Here is a 24,847-nt window from a genome sequence, read left to right on the forward strand (position 1 = left end):
TTTTTTCAGACCGCATCTCTAGGCAACATCAACCCAAGCGGCAAACGCACCCGCGCCTCCAGGCCACCCTCTTCGCGATTGCGCAGCTCAACATTGCCACCATGCATCGAGGCAATCCGCCGCACAATCGCCAACCCCAAGCCAGTCCCCTTGCCACCCCGGGCACGGTCACCACGGGTGAACGGGTTGAAGATGCCTTCCAACTCATCCGGGTCGATGCCAGCGCCCCGGTCCATCACGCTCAGCACCACATAAGGCGCAGCACTGTCGCCGGACACATAAGCCGCCACTTCCACATCGGAACCGGCGTGATGCAAGGCATTGCCGATCAGGTTGTTCAACAGGCGCTTCATCGACACCCGACGCAATGCAAACGGCTGGATCGGCTCCAGGCGCATACGCACCTGCTCGCCATTCTGGTTGTAGGGTGCAACCACCTCACGCACCAGGTCTGTCAGGTCGACTTCCTCCACCACCTCATCACGGCCATCGCGAATAAACGCCAGGAACTGGTCAAGGATCGCGTCCATGTCTTCGATGTCGCGGACCATGTCGTCGGTAAGATCGCTGTGGTTGCCCATCAACTCCAGAGACAAGCGCAGTCGCGTCAACGGCGTGCGCAAGTCATGGGAGACTCCCGCCAGCATCAGCTCGCGCTCGCGTCCGGCCTGTTCGACATCTTCCGCCATCTGGTTGAACGCGCCGTACACCTCGGTCATCTCACTGGGCGTGTCGCTGACCGGCAAACGCACACTGCGCCCCTGGCCCAATTGACGGGCGGCAAACACCAGGCGTTTTAGAGGTTGATTGAGCTGCCGCACGAAAATCCACGCCGAGGCCGTTGAAAGCAAACCGATCGCCAGGAACCAGCCCAAGACGTTCCAGATCTTCTGCCCCCGCAGCGGATGCGGGTACAGCGGCACTTTCAACCAATCTTCGCCCAGGCTTGGCGCACGCACCCACAAGGCTGGCGACACATGCATACGCAGCCGCACCTCGGTGTCCTCACCCAGTTCGGCCTGCATCTGGCGTTGGTAGATTTCACTGTAGGGCCAATGCTGCTCGCCCTCTGGCACACCTGCACCGGCGACGCGCACCAGGGTCGCGGCCTTGGCGATCTTCTCGCGGTTCTCAGGGTCTGCCGCCCAATAGGCGCGCAGCGTCAGGGCGACACCGTGGCTGTATTGCCGGTCCACCAGCACGTCCTCGTTCATCAACAGATAAACCAGTGTGAGTGCCTTGGAGAACAGAACGACTATCAGCACCAGCCAAAGGGTGCGGGAGAAGAAACTTTGGGGGAACCACAGCGGGGTTTTCATAGAAGACTGCTAGATACCTTGCAGAAACGAGCGGCGCTCGCAGAATTGCAGACGCCGGACATCCCGTCGACCCTCATGGAGTCAAACGCCAGGATGCCCGCGTCTGCAAATCACCGGTCAACTGGTTTTATTGCCGTCCGGCACAAACACATAACCCACGCCCCATACCGTTTGGATGTACCGCGGCTTGGATGGGTCCGGCTCGATCATCCGGCGCAGACGGGAGATCTGCACGTCAATGGAGCGCTCCAGTGCATCCCATTCCCGACCACGGGCCAGGTTCATCAGCTTGTCGCGGGTCAGCGGCTGGCGAGCGTTCATCACCAGGGCCTTGAGAACGGCAAATTCACCCGTGGTGAGCATGTGCACTTCATCGCCACGCTTGAGCTCACGGGTCGCCAGCGACAGTTCGTAGTCGCCAAAGGTGACACTCTCGTCTTCGCTGCCTGGGGCACCTGGAACCGGCGGCGCTTGGCGACGCAGTACGGCTTTGACCCGAGCCATCAGCTCGTCAGGGTTGAACGGCTTGGCCAGGTAGTCATCAGCGCCCAGTTCGAGGCCCTTGATGCGGCTCAGCTCATCACCCTTGGCGGTGAGCATGATGATGGGAATCTGGTTGTTTGCGCCGCGCAGGCGTTTGCAGGCGGTCAGACCGTCTTCGCCGGGAAGCATCAGGTCGAGTACGACCAGGTTGAAGACTTCACGCCCAAGCAGGCGGTCCATCTGCTCGGTGTTAGGCACCGCGCGAGCACGGTAGCCCTTTGAGTTGAAGAAACGCTCCAGCAGGCTGCTCAGCCCCGGATCGTCGTCAACGATGAGAATTTTTTCGCCTTCAGCAGTTTGTGCAGTGCTGCTCATTGGATGCTCCTCTTATCTCGGCGCGCATTATGGCCTAGCTGCCGTTATACGCACCGTGTGCATTGTTAGCAGATTTTTCCTCAACTGCCAGCGAACCCACGCCCTACAACCGTTGGCGCAATCCCCCCCAAGGGCAGAACGCTGGTTATAATGCGGCGCCGTCGTGCAGGGCAACGTCCGCTCGTTACCGTTTGATGCCGAGGCTTTTTTTACCCGCTTGTGTGATTTTTTCGATTTCGAGGGTCAATAGGCTGCCTCTTGACCCAGGCAGCGGCGCCAGTCGGGCCGCTCAACCAGCCTCCCAGGGCCTTGTTTTCCGGGCCTGCGAGCTGCTTTTCAGAATTTCAGGTGGTTTTATGGACAGCATCAACAGCCGCATCGCCGAGGAACTCGGTGTACGCCCACAACAGGTCGAAGCGGCCGTCGCTCTACTGGATGAGGGCTCCACGGTGCCCTTCATCGCCCGTTACCGTAAAGAAGTGACCGGCAGCCTCGACGACACCCAACTGCGTCACCTGGAAGAGCGCCTTCGCTACCTGCGAGAACTCGACGAACGGCGCATCAGCATCCTCGCCAGCATCGAGGAACAGGGCAAGCTGACCCCACAGCTGGAGCGCGACATCAAGCTCGCCGACACCAAGACCCGCCTCGAAGACCTCTACCTGCCGTACAAACAGAAGCGCCGCACCAAGGGCCAGATCGCCCTGGAAGCCGGTCTGGGCGAGCTGGCTGACGGTCTGTTCAACGACCCGTCGCTGACCCCGGACACCGAAGCCGCGCGCTTCATCGATGCAGAAAAAGGCGTCGCCGACGTCAAGGCCGCCCTCGAAGGCGCCAAGTACATCCTCATGGAGCGCTTCGCCGAAGACGCCAGCCTGCTGGAAAAACTGCGCACTTACTTGAAGCAAGAAGCCATTCTCAGTGCCCGCGTCATCGCCGGCAAAGAGGAGGAAGGCGCCAAGTTCCGCGATTACTTCGAACACGACGAGCCGCTGAAAAGCATGCCGTCCCACCGCGCGCTCGCCATTTTCCGTGGCCGCAACGAAGGCATTCTCAGCTCCGCGCTGAAGGTCGGCGACGAGCTGCCGGGCACCATGCACCCGTGCGAAGGCATGATCGGTCAACAATTCGGCATCCAGAATCAGAACCGTCCTGCGGACAAGTGGCTCGGTGAAGTCGTGCGCTGGACCTGGAAGGTCAAGCTCTACACCCACCTGGAAACCGACCTGCTCGGCGAGTTGCGCGACGGCGCCGAGACCGAGGCGATCAACGTGTTCGCCCACAACCTGCACGACCTGCTGCTGGCCGCCCCGGCCGGCCCGCGCGCCACGCTGGGCCTCGACCCGGGCCTGCGCACCGGCTGCAAGGTCGCCGTGGTCGACTCCACCGGCAAGCTGTTGGACCACGCCACGGTGTACCCGCATGTGCCGCACAACAAGTGGGACCAGACCCTCGCCATCCTGGCCGCCCTCTGCGCCAAGCACGCGGTGGACCTGATCGCCATCGGCAACGGCACCGCCAGCCGTGAAACCGACAAACTGGCCGCCGAGCTGATCAAAAAATACCCAGCGATGAAAATGACCAAGGTCATGGTCTCCGAGGCCGGCGCTTCGGTGTACTCGGCGTCGGAACTGGCTTCCAAGGAATTCCCGGACCTCGACGTGTCGATCCGTGGCGCGGTGTCCATCGCCCGCCGCCTGCAGGATCCACTGGCCGAACTGGTGAAGATCGATCCTAAATCCATCGGCGTCGGCCAGTACCAGCACGACGTGTCGCAGCTGAAACTGGCGCGCGGCCTGGATGCTGTGGTGGAAGACTGCGTAAACGCCGTGGGCGTGGATGTGAACACCGCCTCCGTCGCCTTGCTGGCGCGGATTTCCGGCCTCAACGCGACCCTGGCGCAGAACATCGTGACCCACCGCGACGAAAACGGCGCGTTCAAAACCCGTGCAGCGCTGAAAAAAGTCGCACGCCTGGGCGAGAAAACTTTCGAGCAAGCCGCCGGTTTCCTACGCGTAATGAACGGCGACAACCCGCTGGACTCCTCCGCAGTCCACCCGGAAGCCTACCCGCTGGTGCAACGCATCGCCGCCGAGACCGACCGCGACATCCGCTCGCTGATCGGCGACGCCGCGTTCCTCAAGCGCCTGGATCCAAAGAAGTACACCGACGAAACCTTCGGCGTACCGACCATCACCGACATCCTGCAAGAGCTGGAAAAACCTGGCCGCGACCCACGTCCCGAGTTCAAGACCGCCGAGTTCCAGGAGGGCGTCGAAGACCTCAAGGATCTGGAGCTGGGCATGATCCTCGAAGGCGTGGTCACCAACGTGACCAACTTCGGCGCCTTTGTGGACATCGGCGTGCATCAGGACGGTTTGGTGCATATCTCCGCGCTTTCGGAGAAATTCATCAAGGACCCGCGTGAAGCGGTGAAAGCCGGTGACGTGGTCAAGGTCAAGGTCATGGAAGTCGACATCCCGCGCAAACGCGTTGGTCTGTCAATGCGCATGAGCGACACTCCCGGCGAGAAAATCGACGGTGCCCGTGGCGCGCGCCCGGGTTCGGCGCCGCGCCAGTCGCAGAACAACGCACCGCGCAAGGAAACCGCCACCGCAGCGCCAAGCAACAACGCCATGGCCTCGCTGTTCGCCAACGCCAAACAGTTGAAGAAACGCTGATGGAAATCCCGGCCGGTTTGACCCAGAGCGCGTTCAGCGAACTGATCGGCTGCCGCCTGCAACGCCTTGAAGAGGGCGTTGCCGAGGTGGCCCTGACCCTGGAGCCGCAACTGCGCAACCGCGCGGGCAAGCTCCATGGCGGGGCGATTTTCAGCCTGGTGGACATTACGATGGGGCTGGCCTGTTCCAGCTCCCATGGTTTCGACCAGCAGAGCGCGACCATCGAGTGCAAGATCAACTATATCCGCGCCGTGTCGGACGGTGACGTGCTGTGCACCAGCCGGGTGATTCATGCCGGTCGCCGCACGTTGGTGGTCGAGGCAGACGTGTATCAAGACGAAAGACTTGTCGCAAAAGCGCAGGGCACCTTCGCTGTCCTATAGCTCCCCACCCCCGATTTGAGTTAATTTCGGCGCTGCAATCACGGCGTCGGAATTTTCTCGCTGCGCTGTAGCCAAATTCATGGAGTGAAGTCGGCATATTCAGAGCGGGTTAAATCGACTCTAAACCAGGCGATCACGCCAGTTTTAACTTCACCCTTGTAGACCGTCCTGCCCACCCCCATATTGGGGCGACTGACGCGTGAAGGAATCCAACTTGAGCGAACTTCTCAACCGCCGCCTGGCCCTGCTCGGCAAGCGCGAACACCTCTCCCTGCTAGAGCAGTGCTTGCACGGCATCGAGCGTGAATGCCTGCGTGTTACCGGTGAGGGTCGACTGGCACAAACGCCGCACCCTGAAGCTCTGGGCGCCGCGTTGACCCACGAACAGATCACCACCGACTACTCGGAATCGCTGCTGGAGTTCATTACTCCAGCCCTGCCCAACCCGGCCGATACCCTGAGCAGCCTGGACAAGATCCATCGCTTTGCCTACACCAAGCTGGGCAGCGAATACCTGTGGAGCCCCTCGATGCCGTGCCCGTTGCCGGCCGAGGAAGATATTCCGATTGCCTACTACGGCACGTCCAATATCGGACAGCTCAAGTACGTGTATCGCAAGGGCCTGGCCCTGCGTTACGGCAAGACCATGCAATGCATCGCTGGCATTCACTACAACTTCTCATTGCCGGAGGAACTGTGGCCGTTGCTCAAGGAGACGGAAGGGTTTGTCGGTACCGACCGCGATTACCAGTCCACCGCCTATATCGCGCTGATCCGTAACTTCCGCCGTTACAGCTGGCTGCTGATGTACCTGTTCGGTGCATCCCCTGCCCTGGACGCCGGTTTCCTGCGCGGTCGTTCGCACCAGTTGGAAGTGCTCGACGCCGACACGCTGTACTTGCCTTACGCCACCAGCCTGCGCATGAGCGACCTGGGTTACCAGAGCAACGCCCAGGCTGGCCTCACGCCGTGCTACAACGATTTGAGCAGCTACACCGACAGCCTGCGCGAAGCGGTGGCAACGCCCTACGCGCCGTACGTGGAAATCGGCACGCATCAGGACGGTGAGTGGGTGCAGCTCAACACCAACATCCTGCAGATCGAAAACGAGTACTACTCCAACATCCGCCCCAAGCGTGTGACCTACACCGGCGAACGGCCAATCCAGGCGCTGATGGCCCGTGGCATCCAGTACATCGAAGTGCGCTGCCTGGACATCAACCCGTTCCTGCCGATGGGTATCGACCTGCCGGAGTCGCGTTTCCTCGACGCCTTCCTGCTGTACTGCGCGTTGAACGACAGCCCGCTGTTCGCCGACAACGAGTGCGGCAACGCCACCTCCAACTTCCTCAGCGTGGTCAAGGAAGGTCGTCGTCCCGGCCTGCAATTGCAGCGTCAGGGCCAGCCTGCGGACATGAAGGAATGGGCTGCCGAACTCTTGGAGCAGATTGCGCCACTGGCCGCCATGCTGGATGAGAGCCACGGCATCACCGAGCATAGCCAGGCGCTGGATGCTCAGTTGGCGAAGGTCAAGGATTCGTCCCTGACCCCGTCAGCCCAGGTGTTGGCGACGATGGCCGAGCGTAAGGAAAGTTTTGCGCAGTTCTCCCTGCACCAGAGCCAGTTGCACGCCGAGCATTTCCGTAAGGAGCCGTTGCCGGCGCAAGAGCAGGCACACTTTGAAGACCTGGCGCGTAAGTCGCTGGCACAGCAGGCAGAGCTGGAGCAGAACGAAGTAGGTGATTTTGACGTGTTTGTTGGCTCGTACCAGGCCAGCATCCTCGCCATCAGCAACTGATCCCGCGCCCTTAACGGGAACGATCAACGCACTGACACACCGACCCTTGTAGGAGCCCGGCTTGCCGGCGATGGCGATCTTGAGAACGCCATCGCCGGCAAGCCGGGCTCCTACAAGGGTTTTGTCGTTTTATCGGCGACCACATTTCCTCTCATAAGCTAATTCGAAAATGTTATTTATTTTCTGATTCTTAGATCATTTAGTCTCCTCACACGCCGACCCTCGGCCGCCTGATTGAGGAGCTTCCCCTTGAAACTGCTTACCCCTCTGCGCCTCTTGGCCGCATTGTCCCTGGCCGGTGCCAGCCTGTTTGCCCAGGCGGCGGATGTGACCATCGCTTACCAGACCACCGTGGACCCGGCCAAAGTCGCCCAGGCCGACGGCGCCTACGAAAAAGCCACCAACGCCAAGATCAACTGGCGCAAATTTGACAATGGCGCCGACATCATCGCCGCCATCGCGTCCGGCGACGTGCAGATCGGCTACCTCGGTTCCAGCCCGCTGACCGCGGCGATCACCCGCAAAGTGCCGGTGGAAACCTTCCTCGTTGCCACCCAGATCGGCGGCGCCGAAGCGCTGGTGGCGCGCAACGGCGCGGGGATTAACGGCCCGCAGGACCTGATCGGCAAAAAAATTGCCGTGCCCTTCGTATCCACCGGTCACTACAGCCTGTTGGCCGCGCTGAAGCACTGGAACATCGACCCGTCCAAAGTAACCATCCTCAACCTCGCACCACCGGCGATCATCGCCGCCTGGAAGCGTGGTGATATCGACGCCACCTACGTGTGGGATCCCGCCCTGGGCGTCGCCAAGGAAAACGGCAAGGTGCTGATCACCTCCGGCGAACTGGCCAAGTTCGGCGCGCCAACCTTCGATGCCTGGATCGTGCGTAAGGATTTTGCCGAGAAGCACCCGGAAATCGTCACGGCGTTTGCCAAAGTCACCCTGGATGCCTACGCCGCCTACCGCAAAGACCCACAAGCCTGGCTCGCCGACAAAGGCAACGTCGACAAGCTGGTGAAACTCTCCGGCGCCAAGGCCAGCGACATCCCACTGCTGCTGCAAGGCAATGTCTACCCGCTGGCCGCTGACCAGGTGACCCTGCTGGGCGCGCCAACCACCAAGGCCGTGACCGATACCGCCGTGTTCCTCAAGGAGCAAGGCAAGGTCGATGCCGTGCTGCCGGACTACGCCCCTTACGTCAGCGCCAAGTTCATTACTAACTGATCAGGAGTTCATTGCGATGGCCTTGCTACAACTGGAGCGCATCAGCGCACAGTACCCAGGCGCCACAGAACCGGTACTGTCAGACATTTCAATCGACCTGGGGCCCCAGCAATTGCTGGTGGCCCTCGGCCCGTCCGGCAGTGGCAAGACTTCGCTGTTGAACCTGATTGCCGGCTTTGTCGAACCGTCCGCCGGGCGCATTACGCTTGATGGCGTGCCGGTCAAAGGCCCGAGCGCCGAGCGCGGCGTGGTGTTCCAGGACGACGCCCTGCTGCCCTGGCAGGACGTGCTGGCCAACGTCGGTTTCGGTCTCGAACTGGCCGGCGTTCCCAAGGCGCAACGTGAAGTGCGTGCCCGGGAAATGCTTGCACTGGTGGACCTGGCCGGTTTCGACAGCCGCCGTATCTGGCAACTTTCCGGTGGGCAGAAGCAACGCGTAGGCCTGGCCCGTGCGCTGGCGGCCGACCCTCGCGTGTTGCTAATGGACGAACCCTTCGGCGCCCTCGATGCCTTCACCCGCGAGCAGATGCAGGAGCTGCTGCTGCAAGTCTGGCGGCGCACGGCCAAGCCGGTGTTCCTGATTACCCACGACATCGAAGAAGCGGTCTTTCTGGCCACTGACCTGATCCTGCTGGCGCCCAATCCTGGCCAGATCGTCGAACGCCTGAGCCTGGACTTCGGCCAACGCTACGCCGCCGGTGAGTCGGCGCGAGCGATCAAGTCCGACCCGCGCTTTATCGAAACCCGCGAACACGTGCTGGGCAAAGTGTTCTCCCAACGGCAGGTGTCCGCATGAGCAGCTACGAACTTCCCGTCACGGCCACCAAGCCGGTGGCGCATGCAGTTGCCCCGGTGCGACGCAGCTTGAGCACCCGTTGGATCAGCCTGCTGACGCTGGTCGCCTTGCTGGTCATTTGGTGGGCCGTGACCGCCACTGGCCTGATTGAACCCTTGTTTCTGCCACCGCCGTCCGCCGTGGTGCAAAAAGGCTGGCTGCTGGCAACCACGGGCTATATGGATTCCACCCTGTGGCAACACCTGGGCGCGAGCCTCAGCCGTATCGGCCTGGGCTTGGGTTTTGCGGTGCTGACCGCCGTGCCGGTGGGGATCGCCATCGGCGCCAACCGTATCGCCCGTGGCATTCTCGACCCGCTGATCGAGTTCTACCGCCCGATTCCTCCCCTGGCTTATCTGCCGCTGATCGTGATCTGGTGCGGCATTGGCGAGCTGTCCAAGGTGCTGCTGATTTACCTGGCGATCTTTGCGCCGATTGCCATCGCCACCGCGACCGGCGTGCGCACGGTCGACCCGGCCAAGCTGCGCGCGGCGCAGTCGTTGGGCGCTACCCGCGCACAGCTGATTCGCCACGTGATCCTGCCGAGCGCCCTGCCCGACATCCTCACCGGCGTGCGCATCGGCCTGGGCGTGGGCTGGTCGACATTGGTCGCCGCCGAGCTGATCGCGGCCACCAGCGGCCTGGGATTCATGGTGCAGTCGGCGGCGCAGTTCCTGGTCACTGACGTGGTGGTGCTGGGCATCCTGGTCATCGCCCTCATCGCCTTCGCCATGGAAATGGGCCTGCGCGCCCTGCAGCGTAAATTAGTGCCGTGGCATGGCCAGGCACATTGAGTGAGAACCGCATGAGCAGCCTGACCGTTACCCCCATCAGCACCGCTTTGGGCGCCCTGATCAGTGGCGTCGATATTACCCAGCCGTTGAACATTGAAGAGCGTGATGCCATTGAACAGGCGTTGCTCACCCACTCGGTGCTGTTCTTCCGTGATCAACCGATCAACCCGCAACAGCAAGCACGGTTCGCGGCGAATTTTGGTGACCTGCATATCCACCCGATCTACCCCAACGTGCCGAAACAGCCCGAAGTGCTGATCCTCGACACCGCCGTCACCGACGTGCGCGACAACGCCGTGTGGCACACCGACGTGACTTTCCTCCCCACCCCGGCGTTGGGCGCGGTACTCAGCGCCAAGCTGTTGCCGGCCTTTGGCGGCGACACGCTGTGGGCCAGCGGGATTGCGGCGTATGAGGCGTTGTCCGAGCCGTTGAAGCGCTTGCTCGATGGGTTGACGGCAACCCATGACTTCACCAAGTCCTTCCCGCTGGAGCGCTTTGGCAACACCGCTGAAGACCTGGCGCGCTGGGAAGAGACCCGCAAGAAGAACCCGCCGTTGTCGCATCCGGTGGTGCGCACGCACCCGGTGAGTGGGCGTAAGTCGCTGTTTGTCAGTGATGGGTTTACCACCAGGATCAACGAACTGGAGCCGGCGGAGAGTGAGGCGATTCTGAAGCTGTTGTTCGCCCATGCGACACGCCCGGAGTTCACCATCCGCTGGCGCTGGCAAGAGAATGACGTGGCGTTCTGGGATAACCGCGTGACACAACATTACGCGGTGGATGATTACCGGCCGCAGCGGCGGGTGATGCACCGGGCGACGATTTTGGGTGACGTCCCCTTCTAACCTCACCAACTACTGTAGGAGCCGGCTTGCCGGCGATGAGGCCATTAGCCTTGCGCTGATGTTGAGGCCGCCATCGCCGGCAAGCCGGCTCCTACAGGTTGGATCGGTCAGATTATTCAGCAGTGGATGGCTTTTCCCACAAGTTAATCCCACCCTCCTGGGCAAATCGATCAATCTCCGCCAGTTCTTCCGCACTGAAGCTCAAGTTCTTCAACGCACCAACGTTCTCGATAATCTGCTCCGGCCGGCTCGCACCGATCAGCGCGCTGGTCACCCGTGGATCTCGCAATGTCCAGGCCAATGCCAGTTGCGCCAGGCTCTGGCCACGGCGCTGGGCGATTTCATTCAGTGCACGCACGTGGGCGATGTTGGCTTCGGACAAGTGCTTGGCCTGCAACGAACCACCGCCCGGACGATTCACTCGCGCATCCGCCGGTACGCCGTTGAGGTACTTGTCAGTCAGCAGGCCCTGAGCCAGTGGCGTGAACGCGATCACCCCGGCGCCGAGTTCTTCGGTGGTGTCCAGCAGGTCTTTTTCCACCCACCGGTTGAGCAGGTTGTAGGCCGGTTGGTGAATCAGCAGCGGTACTTTCCACTCTTTGAGCAGCGCGGCGATTTCGCGGGTTTTCACGCCCGAGTAGGACGAGATCCCGATGTACAACGCCTTGCCTTGTTGCACGGCAGTGGCGAGGGCGCTGGCGGTTTCTTCCAGGGGAGTGTCGGCGTCAAAACGGTGGGAGTAGAAGATGTCCACGTAGTCGACGCCCAGGCGTTGCAGGCTCTGGTCGAGGCTGGCCAGCACGTATTTGCGTGAGCCGCCGCCCTGGCCGTAAGGGCCGGGCCACATGTCCCAGCCGGCTTTGCTGGAGATGATCAATTCATCGCGGTAGTGCTTGAAGTCTTCGCGCAGTAAACGGCCGAAGTTGATCTCGGCGCTGCCGTAGGGCGGGCCGTAATTGTTGGCCAGGTCGAAGTGGTTGATGCCCAGGTCGAACGCGGTGCGCAGCAGGGCGCGCTGGGTGTCGATCGGGGTGCTGTCGCCAAAGTTGTGCCACAGGCCCAGGGACAGTGCAGGCAGCACCAATCCACTGCGGCCTACGCGGCGGTACGGAATAGATTCATAGCGGTTTTCGGCAGCAATGTAAGTCATCGAATCCTCTCTTGGACGTCGGCAAATAAGGCCTGGGAATAAGCTTATTCCCAGGCCTTTTAACCAGCTGAATCGCTTAAGTCTGCCGTTCCGTTCTACAGCAATTGCCTACCAGAGTGGAACGACATAACTCACATAGAAGCGGTTTTCATCTTGCACGGTGGCACCGCTGATGTCGGGGCTGGCGTGGGCGTTTTTCCAAGTCACACCCAGGCCCTTGAGAGTGCCGGTGGGCACTTGATACGCCACGGCGACGTTACGTTCCCATTCGCTGGTGGTGCCTTGCGCCGTGCGGATGTCATCGCCGTGGGCATAGGCGGCGGAGAACGTCAGGCCCGTGAGGCCAAGCTTACCGAAGTCATACTTGTACTGCGCAAGCCAAGTGCGCTCACCGGCGTGTTGAAATTTATTCAACTGCATGTTCGTCAGCGCCGGGGTGTCGGCGCCTGAGCCTGGGCCCTGGAGGTTGTCGCCGCTGTTCAGGCCGGAATCCAGGTACGGGAAGTCGCTGTCGCCGCTGTTTTTCTGGATACCCAGGCCGACGGTATGGCCGTCGAGGCTGTAGCTCTCAAGCAAGCTGGCGGTGGTCTGGTTGATGCGGCCTTTGTTCACGCCGTCGCCGTACAGACCACTCGCGGCGTAATCCTTGTCACCGTCGGCGTTACCGCCCACGCCCAGGCTGCGGAACACACGCAGGTCGGTGTCGATGGCACCCACGGATAACGCGTCATGGCGCTTGGCACCGAGGAAGAACTGCTGGTAGTAATCCTCAAGGTTGGAATACCACAGGCTGACCGTGGTGTTCTGGATGCCGGTGTAATCCGCACCGCCGAACAGGAAGCGATCGCTCTCTTTGGTGCCGCCGGCGGTGATCATGCCCTGGTCGCCGGTTTCGTTGCGGATCTTGGTCTTGAAGATATCGCCGCCGGTGAAGGTGAAGTCGCTGAGGTCCTTGGACACCAGTTGCACACCGGTGTTGGTCTGCTGGTACAGGCGCCCATCGGTGTTGGCGAGTATCGGGTTGTTGCCGTAGAGCGTGCCGACACGCAGTTCATCCTTGGCGAAACGCATCTTGAACGTCGGGCTCAACACGCCGAACTGGTCGGCGGATTTGCCGTTATCCAATGGGAACATGCTGCCGGGGTAGCGGCTCTGGTGATCCTTGTCATTGAGGTCGCCGCCGGAGTCCAGCTTCAACCCGTAGAACGCCTGCAAGTCCAGGCCAAAACCCACTGGACCTTCGGTGTAGCCGGACTTGAAGTTGAACTCGAATCCCTGGCCCCAATCGCGAATGCTGTGGGCCTTGGCATTGCTGTTCACCACATCACGCCCCTGCTGGTTGAGGTAGCGGTTGAGCAGGGTCACATCGGCGTGGCTGTCATCGATAAAATCGGCGTGGGCGGACAGCATAAAGCTCGCCATGGCGGCACCCACCATAGGGCTTATCAACGTCTTCATTGTTACCGGTCTCCGTCACTGTTCTGAAATGAAAGCGTCAAACGCTTCACACAATTACGCAGTGGCCAGATGACAGTTCCGCGTCAAAACCCGATGCAGACGGATGAAATTAAATTCATGAAACCCTTTAACTACGCGGCTTAGCGGGCGTTTTCGAAGATTTCCGCGAGCCAGTCGACGAACACACGCACCCTCGGTGACATGTGTCGGTTCTGTGGATAAAGCACCGACACCGGCATCAAAGGTGGCGGTGTTTCCTGGAGAATTTCGCGCATCACGCCCTGCTCGATCAGCTCGGCCATGCGGTAATGCGGGCACTGGATAATCCCCAACCCGGCCACCGCACTGGCGGAGTAAATCTCCGCGCCGAACACCGACAGCGCACCTTCGATACTCACTTCCTGCAACTCGCCATCGACCATGAACTCGAACGGAAACAGCTTGGCCGTGGTGCGCGACACGTAGTTCACCGCGCGGTGCTCACTCAGCTCGGCTACGCTTTTGGGTTCTCCATATTTGCGCAGATAAGCGGGGCTCGCGCAGGTCACTTGGCGCAGGTTGGCGACGCGCCGACCAATCAACGCGGAATCCCCCAGGGTGCCCGCACGCAGCACGCAATCGACGCCCTCGGCGATCAGGTCGACAAAGCGATCCGCCTCACTGATGGACAGCTCGATATCCGGGTATCGCGCCATGAATTGCGGGAGCGCCGGCACCACGAAATACTTGGCCAGCGTGCCGTGCAGGTCCACGCGCAAACGCCCCTTGGGCGCAACACTGCGGAACGCCAACTCGGCTTCCTCAAGCTCCGCGAGTAGCTGCACGCAGCGTTGGTAGTACGCCTCGCCATCGAGGGTCGGGCGTACACGCCGGGTGCTGCGCTCCAATAAGCGCGTGCCGAGCCAAGCTTCGAATTGATTGAGGGTGTGGGTCAGGGTCGCACGGGGCAGATTCAGGTCATCAGCCGCCAGGGTGAAGCTGGAACGCTCGTAAATCCGCACGAAAACCTTCATGGCTTTGACTTGATCCACGCTGCGCTCCTACACATCAATTGTTGGCGATTATTGAACAGTCAAGGCAACTCTGGCGCATTTATCGGCCTGGGTAAACATGTGAATCTGCTTCCACACCCCGTTCAAGGAACCCAGATCATGACGACTCAAGTAGCAATCATCACCGGCGCTTCCCGTGGCATTGGCGCCGTCATCGCCAAGCAACTCGCTGCCGACGGTTACGCCGTGGCCATCAACTACGCCAGCAGCGCCACCGAGGCGTCGAAGCTGGTGGTGGAACTGCGCCAGGCTGGCCATCAAGCCATAGCGATCCAAGGCGACGTCGCCAAACCCGCCGACATCAAGCGCCTGTTCGACGAAACCGAGGCGCAATTGGGCAAGGTGGATGTGCTGATCAACAACGCCGGCATCCTCAAGACGCTCCCCCTGGCCCAGCACAGCGATGAACTCTACGACCAGAACTTCGATATCCACACCCGTGGCACCTTCAACGCCCTGCGTGAGGCCGCCACCCGCCTGAACGACGGCGGACGCATCGTCAACTTCTCCAGCAGCACCGTCGGCCTCAACTTCCCCGGCTATGCGGTGTACATCGCCAGCAAGGCGGCGGTGGAGTCCCTGACCCAAGTGTTCGCCAAAGAGATGCGCGGGCGCCGGATTACCGTCAACGCCGTGGCGCCAGGCCCGGTCGCCACCGAGTTGTTCCTGCACGGCAAGAGCGAAGAGCAGATCCAGGGCATGGCCAAGATGCCGCCGCTGGAACGCCTTGGCCAACCGGAAGATATCGCCCGCGTGGTGGCGTTTCTGGTGAGCCCGGCCGGTGCTTGGATCAATGGGCAAATCCTGCGCGCCAATGGCGGGCTGGTCTGAACATGCACACCACCCTGGTGATCACCGCGGGCTTGATCCTGCTGGTACTGATGCTGTTGATCGGGCAGAAGCTCGGCGTGAGCCGGCACATTCTGGCCTACAGCTTTGCGGCGACCTGGTTGGGGGTGGCGGCGGTCAATGGCGCTGTAGGGGTCGTCACTGCCGGCCAGCCCCTGGTGTCGGAGCTGGTGATCGGCAGTGGCGTATTCGGCGTGCCCCTGGTGGCACTGGCCCTGTACCTCAGGGCCTGAGCCTCAGCGCACCAGGTGCAGGAACTGCAGGTGGCGCTCGTACTGGTCGAGGATGTCGTTGATGATCTGTTCCTTGGTGTAGCCCACCAAGTCATAGTCCTGGCTACCCTCGGCCAGGTGCACTTCCGCCCGGTAGTAGCGACGGTTGTTGAGCTCCTTGGAGCCCATTCCGCCGCGGGCAAATGACGGCGTGAAGTAGCCGCGCATCTGCACCTGGTAGATGAACGGACGCTCCTCGCCATGGCCGATTTCCAGGCTGACGCTGTCGTTGGCGGGGTCAGGTTGCGTCACGACGTTCAAACCCTTCTCGACAAACACCGCCGTCACCTCTTCAATCGCCGGGCGCACCGTCGAGTCAAGGAAACGGTACACCTCGTCTCGCGACGGGAAGTGCACGGCCTGGCTCAAACGCTGGCGCCAGCCGCCGCGCCCTTTGCGAGCCGTCGAAATCGGTGCCAATGAATGCAGCTGGGCGATCTGCTTTTGCGACTCCAGATAGAACGCCTTGTGCAGCCCCCACATCATCAGCAGCAGGATCATGGAGAACGGCAACGAGGTCAGCACCACCGCCGACTTGAGCGAGTCGATGCTGCCGGCAAACAGCAAGGCACTGGTGACCAGCGCCGTCATCGCCCCCCAGAACACCCGCAGCCATTTCGGCCCATCTTCATCGGCGTTGCCGCCTTTGGACGACAGGGTGGACAGCACCACGGTGCCGGAGTCGGCCGAGGTCACGAAGAACACGAAGCTGATAAACACCGTGACCGCGATAACCGTCTTGCTCCACGGGTAGGTTTCCAGCAGCAGGTAGAGGCTCATCGACGGGTTATCAATGGCCGACTGACCGAGTGCCGCCATACCGTGGTTGAGCACCTGGTCGATGGCGCTGTTGCCGAAGATCGACATCCACGCCAGGGTGAAACCCAACGGGATCAGCAGCACGCCAAACACGAACTCACGGATGGTACGGCCACGGGAAATACGTGCGATAAACAGGCCCACGAACGGCGACCATGCAATCCACCAGGCCCAGTAGAACACCGTCCAACCACCCAGCCAGTCGCTGGGTTTGTCGTAGGCGTACACGTCGAAACTCTTGGTCGGCAAGGCGCCCAGGTAGTCACCAATGTTCTGGATCAGGGTATTGAGCAAGTGCTGGGTGGGCCCGGCGAACAACACGAACAGCAGCAGCGCACAGGCCAGCAGCATGTTGATATCGGACATTACGCGCACGCCTTTATCGACACCGGCCACGGCGACGATAATCGCGGCGCCCATCATCAGCGTGATCAGACCCACCTGGATCCACTGGGTATGGGCGATGCCGAACAGGTAGTCGAGACCGGAGTTGAGGTGCAGCACGCCAAAGCCCATGTCGGCACCGAGGCCGAACACCGTGGCAATGATGCCAAAGCCATCCACCGCGTAACCGATGGGGCCGTTGATGCGCTTGCCGATCAACGGGTACAGCGCCGAACGCAGCGCCAGCGGCAAGTTATGCCGGTAGGCGAAATACGCCAGGGCCATGCCGACAAAGGCGAACACGCCCCAACCGTGCAGGCCCCAGTGCAGAAACAGGATCTGCATGGCCTGGCGTGCGGCATCGGCGTTCATTGGCGCGCCCTGGGGCGGTTGCACCAGGTGCGTGAGCGGTTCGGAAACGCAGAAGAAAAACAGCGTGATGCTGATCCCGGCCGCGAACAGCATGCCGGCCCAGGACAGGTAACTGAATTCGGGCTCGTCGTGGTCGGCACCGAGTTTTATCTTGCCGTAGCCCGATAACGCGGTGACCACCACGAAGACCAGATACAGGGTCATCGCCAGCATGTAGTACCAGCCGACCGTGTTGGCCGCCCAGTTTTGCGCGGCCAGCAGCCAGGCACCCGCCTGTTGCGGGATAGCGATGACAGTGATGCCGAACAGCAGGATAAACGTCGCGGCGAAGTAGAAGACCGGCGCATTCATGCGCACCTGGCCGCTGGTAGGGGTGGACGATGCACTCATGAACGATGCACCCCGAGGGTATGGGATGTGGCTGTAAATAACGGACTCAGCAAAGGTAAGCCTCCTGTTGTGAGCGGGCAGCGAACCACCGGGTTTAACTTGAACGAGCATTCAAGTTAAACATGGATAGGCGGTCTGGGACTAATCGCAGGGCTGAGTGGTAAACATTTCCTACACCAGCCCAAGGCAAGCTTAGTCCTCAGCGCTCACAGGAAGTGCCATCACTTTTGCGTGCCATCATCATGCTGCAGATTGGCCTGGGTGATATTCGCCCCCGCCGGCACGCTGCGGGTCAGCCACACGTTACCGCCAATGGTCGAGCCCTGGCCGATGGTGATGCGCCCCAGGATCGTCGCCCCGGCGTAGATCACCACGTCATCCTCGACGATCGGGTGACGAGGGTGGCCTTTCTGCAACTGCCCGTCTTCGTCCGCCGGGAAGCGTTTGGCGCCCAACGTTACGGCTTGGTAGATGCGCACGCGCTCACCGATGATCGCGGTTTCGCCGATCACCACACCGGTCCCGTGATCGATAAAGAAGCTTGGGCCGATCTGTGCGCCGGGGTGGATATCGATACCGGTGGCCGAGTGGGCGATCTCTGCGCTGATCCGCGCCAACAGCGGCAGGCCGGCGCGATACAGGTGGTGGGCCAGCCGATGATGGATCACCGCCAGGATGCCGGGGTAGCACAACAGCACTTCATCCACGCTGCGCGCGGCCGGGTCGCCGTGATAGGCGGCCAGCACGTCGGTGTCCAACAGGCTGCGCAGGGACGGCAGGGCCAGGGCGAAATCCTGGATCAGGCGGATGGCGAGCGCGTCGACTTCGCTGTCATCTTTAGCGCCTTGGCGTGCAGCGTAGCGCAGCTCCAGACGGGCCTGGCCGAGCAAGGCATTCAAGGCAACATCGAGGGTATGCCCGACGTAAAAATCTTCACTCTCTTCACGCAGATCCACTGGCCCAAGGCGCATGGGAAACAGTGCACCGCACAACGACTCCAGAATCTGCGCCACCGCCTCGCGGGACGGCAATTCGCGGCCGCCATGCTCGCCACTCAAGCGCCCATTGCGCGTTCGCCACTGATCCCGGGCGCTGCGCAGTTGGCTGACGATGGTCTGTAATTGCCAATGACTGGAACGCTCACTCACGGTATTCACTCCTGACGAAATGGCCATCACTTTACGGTATGCACACTCGCCGCCCTTAAGAACCAATGGTGTGATACTAAGAACCGTCCGGAATAAGCGATTGACGGTTGCCCGATGAAAAGTGCCTGCCTATAGTCGCCCCATACTCATCAACCGTGCGTAGCCATGATCAAACAACAGCTCGACCGTTTTAACCGCCTGGAACTGCTGGGCGGCGCCACTGCCCTGGAAAAACTCGAGCGGCTGTCGGCCTGGTTGGGCAGGGACATCTACGTCAAGCGCGACGACACCACGCCGCTGGCCATGGGCGGCAACAAGCTGCGCAAACTTGAATACCTCGCCGCAGATGCCATCGCCCAAGGCGCCGACACCCTGGTGACAGCCGGCGCGATCCAGTCCAACCACGTGCGCCAGACCGCCGCGCTGGCCGCCAAGCTCGGCCTGGGCTGCGTCGCCCTGCTGGAAAACCCCACCGGCACCGAAGACCCCAATTACCTGGGCAACGGCAACCGCCTGCTGCTGGAGTTGTTCGACGCCAAGGTGGAGTTGGTGGAGAACCTCGACAACGTCGACGACCAGCTCAACGCCCTCGCCGACCGCCTGCGCAGCAACGGCAAAAAACCGTATCTGGTGCCTATTGGCGGCTCCAATGCCCTCGGTGCATTGGGTTATGTACGCGCCGGGCTGGAGCTGGCCGGGCAGATCGAAGACAGTGGCATCGAGTTCGCCGCCGTGGTCTTGGCCTCCGGCAGTGCGGGAACGCACAGTGGCTTGGCCTTGGCCTTGAGCGAAGTATTGCCAAACCTGCCCGTGATTGGCGTCACCGTCTCACGTACTGAAGAAGCCCAGCGCCCGAAAGTAGAGGGCCTGGCCGAACGCACCGCCGAGTTGCTGGGTGTGGATATTCCCGAAGCCTTCAAGGTGATCCTGTGGGACGAATACTTCGGCCCGCGCTATGGCGAACCGAACGCCGGCACCCTGGCGGCGGTCAAGCTGTTGGCGAGCCAGGAAGGCCTGCTGCTGGACCCGGTCTACACTGGCAAGGCCATGGCCGGCTTGCTGGATGGCATCGGGCGTCAGCGGATTGAGGGCGGGCCGATCATTTTCCTGCATACCGGTGGGGCGCCAGCGTTGTTCGCTTACAACTCGGCGTTCTGACAGATCCAATACACCCCCTGTAGGAGCCGGCTTGCCGGCGATGGCGGTCTCTAAATCACCGCAGGGCTAATGGCCTCATCGCCGGCAAGCCGGCTCCTACAGTTGATCGCCTGATATTCTAAAAAAGAATAACATATTAATTTTATATTATTTTCAAGTCTTAAAAACCCGATCTATCATCGCGCCGTAGGCGAAGACGCGCTACGCGCTTTAAGGCAGGATACGACTACTGCGTCACCTGCTTCGCTCAACATAAAAAACACAGGGGCTCTTCATGACTATTTCTGTATTCCGTCGCACATTGCTGGTGGGCACTTTGGGCCTGGCACTCGGGGCTGGCCTGATCGGCCAAGCAGTCGCGGGTGAACAGCTGGACAACATCAAGAAAGCAGGCGAGATCAAGATCGGCCTGGAAGGCACCTACCCACCGTTCAGCTTTGTCGACGAAAGCGGCAAGCTCAGCGGTTTCGAAGTGGAGCTGTCCGAAGCCCTGGCCAAAGAGCTGGGCGTGAAGGTCAAGCTGCAGGCCACTCCATGGGATGGCATCCTCGCTGCGCTGGAATCCAAACGCCTGGACGCGGTGGTCAACCAAGTGACCATCTCTGAAGAGCGCAAGAAAAAGTACGACTTCTCCAAGCCTTACACCGTGTCCGGTATCCAGGCACTGGTCCTGAAGAAGAACGTTGACGCGATCAAGACCGCCGATGACCTGGCCGGCAAGAAAGTCGGTGTGGGCCTGGGCACCAACTACGAACAATGGCTCAAGGACAACCAACCTAAAGCCATCATCAAGACTTACAACGACGACCCGACCAAGTTCCAGGACCTGCGTATCGGCCGTATCGACGCCATCCTGATTGACCGTCTGGCCGCCCTGGAATACGCCAAGAAAGCCCCTGACACCGCCGCAGCCGGCGACGCCTTCTCCCGTCAGGAAGCCGGTATTGCCCTGCGTAAAGGCGAGCCAGAACTGCTCGACGCGGTGAACAAGGCCCTCGACAAACTGCGCGCCGACGGCACCTTGAAGAAGCTGTCCGAGAAGTACTTCAACGCTGACGTCACTCAATAATGGAAGCAGGTTTCCAACTCGCGCTGGACTCCGCGCCCTTTCTGCTCAAGGGCGCGTATTACACGGTGATCCTCAGCCTCGGCGGGATGTTTTTCGGCTTGCTGCTGGGCTTCGGCCTGGCCTTGATGCGCCTGTCGCGCTTCAAGCTGGTGAGCTGGCTTGCCCGAGTCTACGTGTCGTTCTTTCGCGGCACGCCCTTGCTGGTACAGCTGTTTTTGATCTACTACGGCTTGCCGCAAGTGGGCATCGAGCTGGATCCGATCCCAGCGGCCATGATCGGCTTTTCGCTGAACATGGCCGCCTATGCCTGTGAAATCCTGCGAGCCGCCATCGGTTCCATCGAGCGTGGCCAATGGGAAGCTGCGGCCAGTATCGGCATGACCCGTGCGCAGACCCTGCGCCGGGCCATCCTGCCGCAGGCTATGCGCACGGCCTTGCCGCCGCTGGGCAACAGCTTCATTTCACTGGTCAAGGACACGGCGCTGGCCGCCACTATTCAGGTGCCCGAGCTGTTTCGCCAGGCGCAACTGGTGTCGGCGCGGACCTTCGAAATCTTCACCATGTATCTCTCCGCTGCCCTGATCTACTGGATTTTGGCGAGCATCCTGGCGCATTTGCAGAATCGCCTGGAAGACCGGGTCAACCGGCATGACCTGGAGTCCTGAAGCATGATCGTGGTTGAAAAACTGACCAAACAATTCAAGGGTCAGGTGGTGCTCAACGGCATCGACCTGGAGGTTAAGGAAGGCGAAGTCATCGCCATCATCGGCCCCAGCGGTTCCGGCAAGACCACCTTCCTGCGCTGCCTGAATTTCCTCGAACAACCCACCAGCGGTCGCATCAAGGTGGGCGACATCGAGATCGACAGCAGCAAGCCGATCAACCAGCAGGCCAGCCTGGTGCGGCGCCTGCGCCAGCACGTGGGCTTTGTGTTCCAGAGCTTCAACCTGTTCCCCCACCGCACTGCGCTGGAAAATGTCATCGAAGGGCCCACCGTGGTCAAGAAGATGCCACGGGAAGCCGCTGACGCCCTGGGTCGCAAGCTGCTGGCCAGGGTAGGCCTGGCGGGTAAGGAAGACGCGTACCCACGGCGTCTGTCGGGCGGCCAGCAACAGCGCGTGGCGATTGCCCGTGCGTTGGCCATGGAGCCGGAGGTGATTCTGTTCGACGAACCCACCTCGGCCCTCGACCCGGAACTGGTGGGTGAAGTGCTGGCAACCATCCGCAGCCTCGCCGAAGAAAACCGCACCATGGTGATCGTCACCCACGAGATGAGCTTTGCCCGCGACGTAGCCAATCGGGTGATCTTCTTCGACAAGGGCGTGATCGTGGAGCAAGGCGAAGCCAAGGCACTGTTCGCCAACCCCAAGGAAGAGCGTACCAAACAGTTCCTGAGCAAGTTTCTCGCCCACTGACACCCCCCGCTGTAGGAGCTGGCTTGCCAGCGAAAAACGACCAGACAACACGGTAAATCTGATGACCGCGTTATCATTGACGTTCTTCGCTGGCAAGCCAGCTCCTACACGGGAATCGCTGTTCCAACAGGTAAAACACACCCGCCGCATCCGCCCGAATATCCCCGCGCCAGTCAGACCCTTCTGAATATCTCCAAACCCGCCGTTTAGCCCTTTGCCGCCATTGACGCTCCGTGCCCAACCCTCTTATCTAGCGTCCAGAGGATTGGATCCTATCCCGGCTATTCACTGAATCGTTCTGTTCGGCCCACCGCGCTTGCCTGCGCCAAGGGTCCGGAGCGATTGCTGCTGGCTGCATCAAGGAGACTATTTATGACGCACCCCCTGCTCACCGCCCCGACACTGCCCCAGGCCATCGGCAATGGCATCAATGCCCTGGCCGCCACCCATCTGCAGGTCGACATTGCACCGTATCCCGGCATGGATGAAGGCGACTTGATCGAGCTGTTCTGGAATAACTGTTTTGCCGCTTCGCGCCGGATAACCGCCTGCAAGGTCGGCGCGTTCACTCACCTACGGGTGCCGGAAAGTTTCGTGCTGGATGGCCCGGCCCGGGTGCATTACCAGGTGATGCAAGTCGGCCACTGCGCGGCCCGCTCTGCCGTCAGCCGGGTACGTGTGAAGACCTGTTGCCCGGGCGGCCAGCCCTCACCCCTGTACCGCGACGAAAACCAGAACCTCGCCCCCGTGGGTTTGCCCGACACCATCCGCCGCTTCGGTGTCAACGCCAGCCAGGTGCGGCGCGGTATCCCGCTGACCATCACGCCATACCTGAATATGGACACTGGCGATGCGATCACCCTGCGCTGGGGCGATGTGCGCCTGGACCTGCCGAAGATCCAGGCCCTTGAGGTCGGCCTGGCGGTGCAGGTATGGGTGCCCTCCTCGATCATCACCGAAGCTGGCGACGACTGTCGGTTGGAGGTGACGTACTGCATTCTGGATCGCGTCGGCAACAACTCACGCTGGGCGCCCGCCCGTACATTACGCATTGCCGCCGAGGCGCCGCCCCGCCAGGCCGGGCCGGCGCTGATTTATCAACCGCGCCCACTGGGATCGCCCTGCGAGCCTGGGTAATAGACCTTCTATGCATATTCCCAAAAGTTAGTTTATTTAAATATTTAACACGCTTAGGGTATATGCACCGGACCACCGGACATCGCTGATTTTTCTGTTTTTATTTCATTGAATGCGAGGTCGGTATGGTCAGGATTACCCCGGTGCACAACGCCAGGGCATTACGTGCAGCCAAGGAGCGGCGCTGATGTCTAACTTGGCTCAAACACCCCCCCAGAGCGATCTGGACATTGCCCCCCTGCTGTTGCCAGCCGCCGTGCTGCGCAACGATGCAGAGGCGCTGAAGGCTGCCCATGAACTCGCCCAGGCTGCGCGCCTGCAAGCCGCCAAGCGCGACCAGCAGCGCAAGCTGCCATGGGCGCAGATCGAACAGTTCACGCGCAGTGGGTTGGGCAGTATTTCCATTCCCCGTGAATACGGCGGCCCACAGGTGTCTTTCGTGACCCTGGCCGACGTGTTCGCGATCATCAGTGCGGCAGACCCGGCCCTCGGGCAGATCCCGCAGAACCATTTCGGCATCCTGCACCTGTTGCAGGGCGCCGCCACCGAGCGCCAGAAAAAACAGCTGTTCCAGAGCGTCCTCGACGGCTGGCGCATCGGCAATGGCGGCCCGGAACGCGGCACCAAAAACACCCTGGAACTCAAAGCGCGTATCACCGCTGAGGGTGACGGCTATGTGATCAGCGGCCAAAAGTTTTATTCCACCGGCGCGCTCTTCGCCCACTGGGTTGCCGTCAAGGCACTCAACGATGACGGCAAGCAGGTCATGGCCTTCGTGCGTCGGGGTGCCGACGGCCTGCGCATCGTCGATGACTGGTCGGGCTTTGGCCAACGCACCACCGCCAGCGGCACCGTGTTGCTGGACCAGGTGCCGGTCGATGCCGAGTTGGTCGTGGAAAACTGGCGCATCGGCGAGACGCCGAATATCCAGGGCGCCGTCTCCCAATTGATCCAGGCGGCCATCGACGCCGGCATCGCACGCGGCGCGCTGGATGACACCATCGCCTTCGTACGTGAACGCTCACGCCCATGGATCGATGCCAAGGTCGAACGCGCCAGCGATGACCTGTATGTGATCGCCGATATCGGCAAGCTGAAGATTGAACTGCACGCCGCCGAAGCCCTGCTGCGCAAGGCCGGCCAGGTGCTGGACCAGGTCAGCGCCGCGCCGATCACCGCGCAGTCTGCGGCCCGTGCGTCGATTGCCGTGGCCGAGGCCAAGGTGCTGACGACCGAGGTATCGCTGCTGGTCAGCGAAAAACTCTTCGAGCTGGCCGGTAGCCGCGCGACCCTCGCCGAATTCAACCTCGACCGCCACTGGCGCAATGCCCGCGTGCACACCCTGCACGATCCGGTGCGCTGGAAATATCACGCCATCGGCGCCTATCGACTGAACGGCACGTTGCCGGCTCGTCACTCCTGGATTTAACC

The 24,847-nt window shown here is 61.2% G+C and carries 22 protein-coding genes; 15 read left to right on the top strand and 7 right to left on the bottom strand.

The annotated features are described in order from the left end of the window. Window positions 1–5 precede the first annotated feature (5 nt). Together HX868_RS02530 and ompR are read right to left on the bottom strand one after the other, a co-directional pair. A complete protein-coding gene (locus tag HX868_RS02530; RefSeq protein ID WP_016979042.1) occupies window positions 6–1,319 on the bottom strand; it encodes an ATP-binding protein in 1,314 nt (437 codons plus the stop codon). 117 nt (window positions 1,320–1,436) lie between these two features. Next, complete coding sequence (gene ompR / locus HX868_RS02535) at window positions 1,437–2,177, bottom strand: osmolarity response regulator transcription factor OmpR (protein ID WP_016979041.1); 741 nt, start codon at window positions 2,175–2,177, stop codon at window positions 1,437–1,439. A gap of 356 nt (window positions 2,178–2,533) precedes the next feature. Between ompR and HX868_RS02540 the strand changes: the two genes are divergently transcribed. The 7 genes from HX868_RS02540 to tauD all read left to right on the top strand — a co-directional run bounded on the left by HX868_RS02540 (window position 2,534) and on the right by tauD (window position 10,743). Next, a complete protein-coding gene (locus HX868_RS02540) occupies window positions 2,534–4,858 on the top strand; it encodes a Tex family protein (protein ID WP_177001799.1) in 2,325 nt (774 codons plus the stop codon). Continuing rightward, a complete protein-coding gene (locus HX868_RS02545) occupies window positions 4,858–5,241 on the top strand; it encodes a PaaI family thioesterase (RefSeq protein WP_016979039.1) in 384 nt (127 codons plus the stop codon). The genes HX868_RS02540 and HX868_RS02545 overlap by 1 nt, the downstream gene beginning before the upstream one ends. Window positions 5,242–5,455: 214 nt before the next feature. Then, window positions 5,456–7,039 carry a glutamate--cysteine ligase gene (gshA, locus tag HX868_RS02550; protein WP_177001800.1) on the top strand — a complete coding sequence of 528 codons (1,584 nt, stop codon included), beginning with the start codon at window positions 5,456–5,458 and terminating at the stop codon, window positions 7,037–7,039. Window positions 7,040–7,288: 249 nt separating this feature from the next. Next, window positions 7,289–8,266: a taurine ABC transporter substrate-binding protein gene (tauA, locus tag HX868_RS02555; RefSeq protein WP_177001801.1), complete on the top strand. Its 978-nt coding sequence runs from the start codon at window positions 7,289–7,291 to the stop codon at window positions 8,264–8,266. Window positions 8,267–8,282: 16 nt separating this feature from the next. Beyond that, entirely contained in the window at window positions 8,283–9,062 is a 780-nt protein-coding gene (tauB, locus tag HX868_RS02560; RefSeq protein ID WP_017254560.1) for a taurine ABC transporter ATP-binding subunit, read from the top strand. Next, the gene (tauC, locus tag HX868_RS02565; RefSeq protein ID WP_177001802.1) at window positions 9,059–9,895 is read left to right on the top strand and encodes a taurine ABC transporter permease TauC; all 837 of its coding nucleotides are present in this window, start codon (window positions 9,059–9,061) and stop codon (window positions 9,893–9,895) included. The genes tauB and tauC overlap by 4 nt, the downstream gene beginning before the upstream one ends. An 11-nt stretch (window positions 9,896–9,906) precedes the next feature. Continuing rightward, a complete protein-coding gene (gene tauD / locus HX868_RS02570) occupies window positions 9,907–10,743 on the top strand; it encodes a taurine dioxygenase (RefSeq protein WP_177001803.1) in 837 nt (278 codons plus the stop codon). Between the two features lie 112 nt (window positions 10,744–10,855). Here the strand turns inward: tauD and mgrA are convergent, their stop codons facing one another. The 3 genes from mgrA to HX868_RS02585 form a co-directional block, all read right to left on the bottom strand. Further along, a complete protein-coding gene (gene mgrA / locus HX868_RS02575) occupies window positions 10,856–11,893 on the bottom strand; it encodes an L-glyceraldehyde 3-phosphate reductase (protein WP_010214105.1) in 1,038 nt (345 codons plus the stop codon). A 108-nt stretch (window positions 11,894–12,001) separates the two neighbouring features. Then, window positions 12,002–13,330, bottom strand: coding sequence for an OprD family outer membrane porin (locus tag HX868_RS02580; protein ID WP_177001886.1), 1,329 nt, complete (start codon window positions 13,328–13,330; stop codon window positions 12,002–12,004). Between the two features lie 161 nt (window positions 13,331–13,491). Then, window positions 13,492–14,382, bottom strand: a complete 891-nt coding sequence (locus HX868_RS02585) for a LysR substrate-binding domain-containing protein (protein ID WP_177001804.1) — start codon at window positions 14,380–14,382, stop codon at window positions 13,492–13,494. Window positions 14,383–14,502: 120 nt separating this feature from the next. Between HX868_RS02585 and HX868_RS02590 the strand changes: the two genes are divergently transcribed. Continuing rightward, a complete protein-coding gene (locus HX868_RS02590) occupies window positions 14,503–15,234 on the top strand; it encodes an SDR family oxidoreductase (RefSeq protein ID WP_095014266.1) in 732 nt (243 codons plus the stop codon). 2 nt (window positions 15,235–15,236) lie between these two features. Beyond that, window positions 15,237–15,485, top strand: a complete 249-nt coding sequence (locus HX868_RS02595; RefSeq protein ID WP_177001805.1) for a hypothetical protein — start codon at window positions 15,237–15,239, stop codon at window positions 15,483–15,485. 3 nt (window positions 15,486–15,488) lie between these two features. Here the strand turns inward: HX868_RS02595 and betT are convergent, their stop codons facing one another. Continuing rightward, window positions 15,489–17,450 carry a choline transporter BetT gene (gene betT, locus HX868_RS02600; protein ID WP_162834914.1) on the bottom strand — a complete coding sequence of 654 codons (1,962 nt, stop codon included), beginning with the start codon at window positions 17,448–17,450 and terminating at the stop codon, window positions 15,489–15,491. 260 nt (window positions 17,451–17,710) lie between these two features. Next, window positions 17,711–18,637, bottom strand: a complete 927-nt coding sequence (epsC, locus tag HX868_RS02605) for a serine O-acetyltransferase EpsC (RefSeq protein ID WP_016974984.1) — start codon at window positions 18,635–18,637, stop codon at window positions 17,711–17,713. 165 nt (window positions 18,638–18,802) lie between these two features. Between epsC and HX868_RS02610 the strand changes: the two genes are divergently transcribed. The 6 genes from HX868_RS02610 to HX868_RS02635 all read left to right on the top strand — a co-directional run bounded on the left by HX868_RS02610 (window position 18,803) and on the right by HX868_RS02635 (window position 24,845). Further along, window positions 18,803–19,795, top strand: coding sequence for a D-cysteine desulfhydrase (locus HX868_RS02610; RefSeq protein ID WP_177001806.1), 993 nt, complete (start codon window positions 18,803–18,805; stop codon window positions 19,793–19,795). A 274-nt stretch (window positions 19,796–20,069) separates the two neighbouring features. Further along, window positions 20,070–20,864: a cystine ABC transporter substrate-binding protein gene (gene tcyJ / locus HX868_RS02615; protein WP_177001807.1), complete on the top strand. Its 795-nt coding sequence runs from the start codon at window positions 20,070–20,072 to the stop codon at window positions 20,862–20,864. Beyond that, window positions 20,864–21,529 carry a cystine ABC transporter permease gene (tcyL, locus tag HX868_RS02620; RefSeq protein WP_010214112.1) on the top strand — a complete coding sequence of 222 codons (666 nt, stop codon included), beginning with the start codon at window positions 20,864–20,866 and terminating at the stop codon, window positions 21,527–21,529. Before tcyJ ends, tcyL begins: the two co-directional genes overlap by 1 nt. Before the next feature lie 3 nt (window positions 21,530–21,532). Beyond that, on the top strand, window positions 21,533–22,279 hold the full coding sequence (tcyN, locus tag HX868_RS02625; RefSeq protein WP_016974987.1) for an L-cystine ABC transporter ATP-binding protein TcyN: 747 nt from the start codon (window positions 21,533–21,535) through the stop codon (window positions 22,277–22,279). A gap of 372 nt (window positions 22,280–22,651) precedes the next feature. Continuing rightward, on the top strand, window positions 22,652–23,416 hold the full coding sequence (locus HX868_RS02630; RefSeq protein WP_177001808.1) for a hypothetical protein: 765 nt from the start codon (window positions 22,652–22,654) through the stop codon (window positions 23,414–23,416). Window positions 23,417–23,603: 187 nt separating this feature from the next. Next, a complete protein-coding gene (locus HX868_RS02635; RefSeq protein ID WP_095014262.1) occupies window positions 23,604–24,845 on the top strand; it encodes an SfnB family sulfur acquisition oxidoreductase in 1,242 nt (413 codons plus the stop codon). The last annotated feature ends 2 nt before the right edge of the window (window positions 24,846–24,847 follow it).

The organism is Pseudomonas reactans (genome assembly GCF_013385825.1).
GTDB classification, from domain to species: Bacteria; Pseudomonadota; Gammaproteobacteria; order Pseudomonadales; family Pseudomonadaceae; genus Aquipseudomonas; species Aquipseudomonas reactans.

Excerpts from the sequence above, each read along its gene's own strand:
- HX868_RS02530 (WP_016979042.1), bottom strand. The coding sequence starts at position 1,319 with ATGAAAACCCCGCTGTGGTTCCCCCAAAGTTTCTTCTCCCGCACCCTT.
- ompR (WP_016979041.1), bottom strand. The coding sequence starts at position 2,177 with ATGAGCAGCACTGCACAAACTGCTGAAGGCGAAAAAATTCTCATCGTT.
- HX868_RS02540 (WP_177001799.1), top strand. The coding sequence starts at position 2,534 with ATGGACAGCATCAACAGCCGCATCGCCGAGGAACTCGGTGTACGCCCA.
- HX868_RS02545 (WP_016979039.1), top strand. The coding sequence starts at position 4,858 with ATGGAAATCCCGGCCGGTTTGACCCAGAGCGCGTTCAGCGAACTGATC.
- tauB (WP_017254560.1), top strand. The coding sequence starts at position 8,283 with ATGGCCTTGCTACAACTGGAGCGCATCAGCGCACAGTACCCAGGCGCC.
- tauC (WP_177001802.1), top strand. The coding sequence starts at position 9,059 with ATGAGCAGCTACGAACTTCCCGTCACGGCCACCAAGCCGGTGGCGCAT.
- tauD (WP_177001803.1), top strand. The coding sequence starts at position 9,907 with ATGAGCAGCCTGACCGTTACCCCCATCAGCACCGCTTTGGGCGCCCTG.
- mgrA (WP_010214105.1), bottom strand. The coding sequence starts at position 11,893 with ATGACTTACATTGCTGCCGAAAACCGCTATGAATCTATTCCGTACCGC.
- HX868_RS02580 (WP_177001886.1), bottom strand. The coding sequence starts at position 13,330 with ATGGTGGGTGCCGCCATGGCGAGCTTTATGCTGTCCGCCCACGCCGAT.
- HX868_RS02590 (WP_095014266.1), top strand. The coding sequence starts at position 14,503 with ATGACGACTCAAGTAGCAATCATCACCGGCGCTTCCCGTGGCATTGGC.
- HX868_RS02595 (WP_177001805.1), top strand. The coding sequence starts at position 15,237 with ATGCACACCACCCTGGTGATCACCGCGGGCTTGATCCTGCTGGTACTG.
- betT (WP_162834914.1), bottom strand. The coding sequence starts at position 17,450 with ATGAATGCGCCGGTCTTCTACTTCGCCGCGACGTTTATCCTGCTGTTC.
- HX868_RS02610 (WP_177001806.1), top strand. The coding sequence starts at position 18,803 with ATGATCAAACAACAGCTCGACCGTTTTAACCGCCTGGAACTGCTGGGC.
- tcyJ (WP_177001807.1), top strand. The coding sequence starts at position 20,070 with ATGACTATTTCTGTATTCCGTCGCACATTGCTGGTGGGCACTTTGGGC.
- tcyL (WP_010214112.1), top strand. The coding sequence starts at position 20,864 with ATGGAAGCAGGTTTCCAACTCGCGCTGGACTCCGCGCCCTTTCTGCTC.
- tcyN (WP_016974987.1), top strand. The coding sequence starts at position 21,533 with ATGATCGTGGTTGAAAAACTGACCAAACAATTCAAGGGTCAGGTGGTG.
- HX868_RS02630 (WP_177001808.1), top strand. The coding sequence starts at position 22,652 with ATGACGCACCCCCTGCTCACCGCCCCGACACTGCCCCAGGCCATCGGC.
- HX868_RS02635 (WP_095014262.1), top strand. The coding sequence starts at position 23,604 with ATGTCTAACTTGGCTCAAACACCCCCCCAGAGCGATCTGGACATTGCC.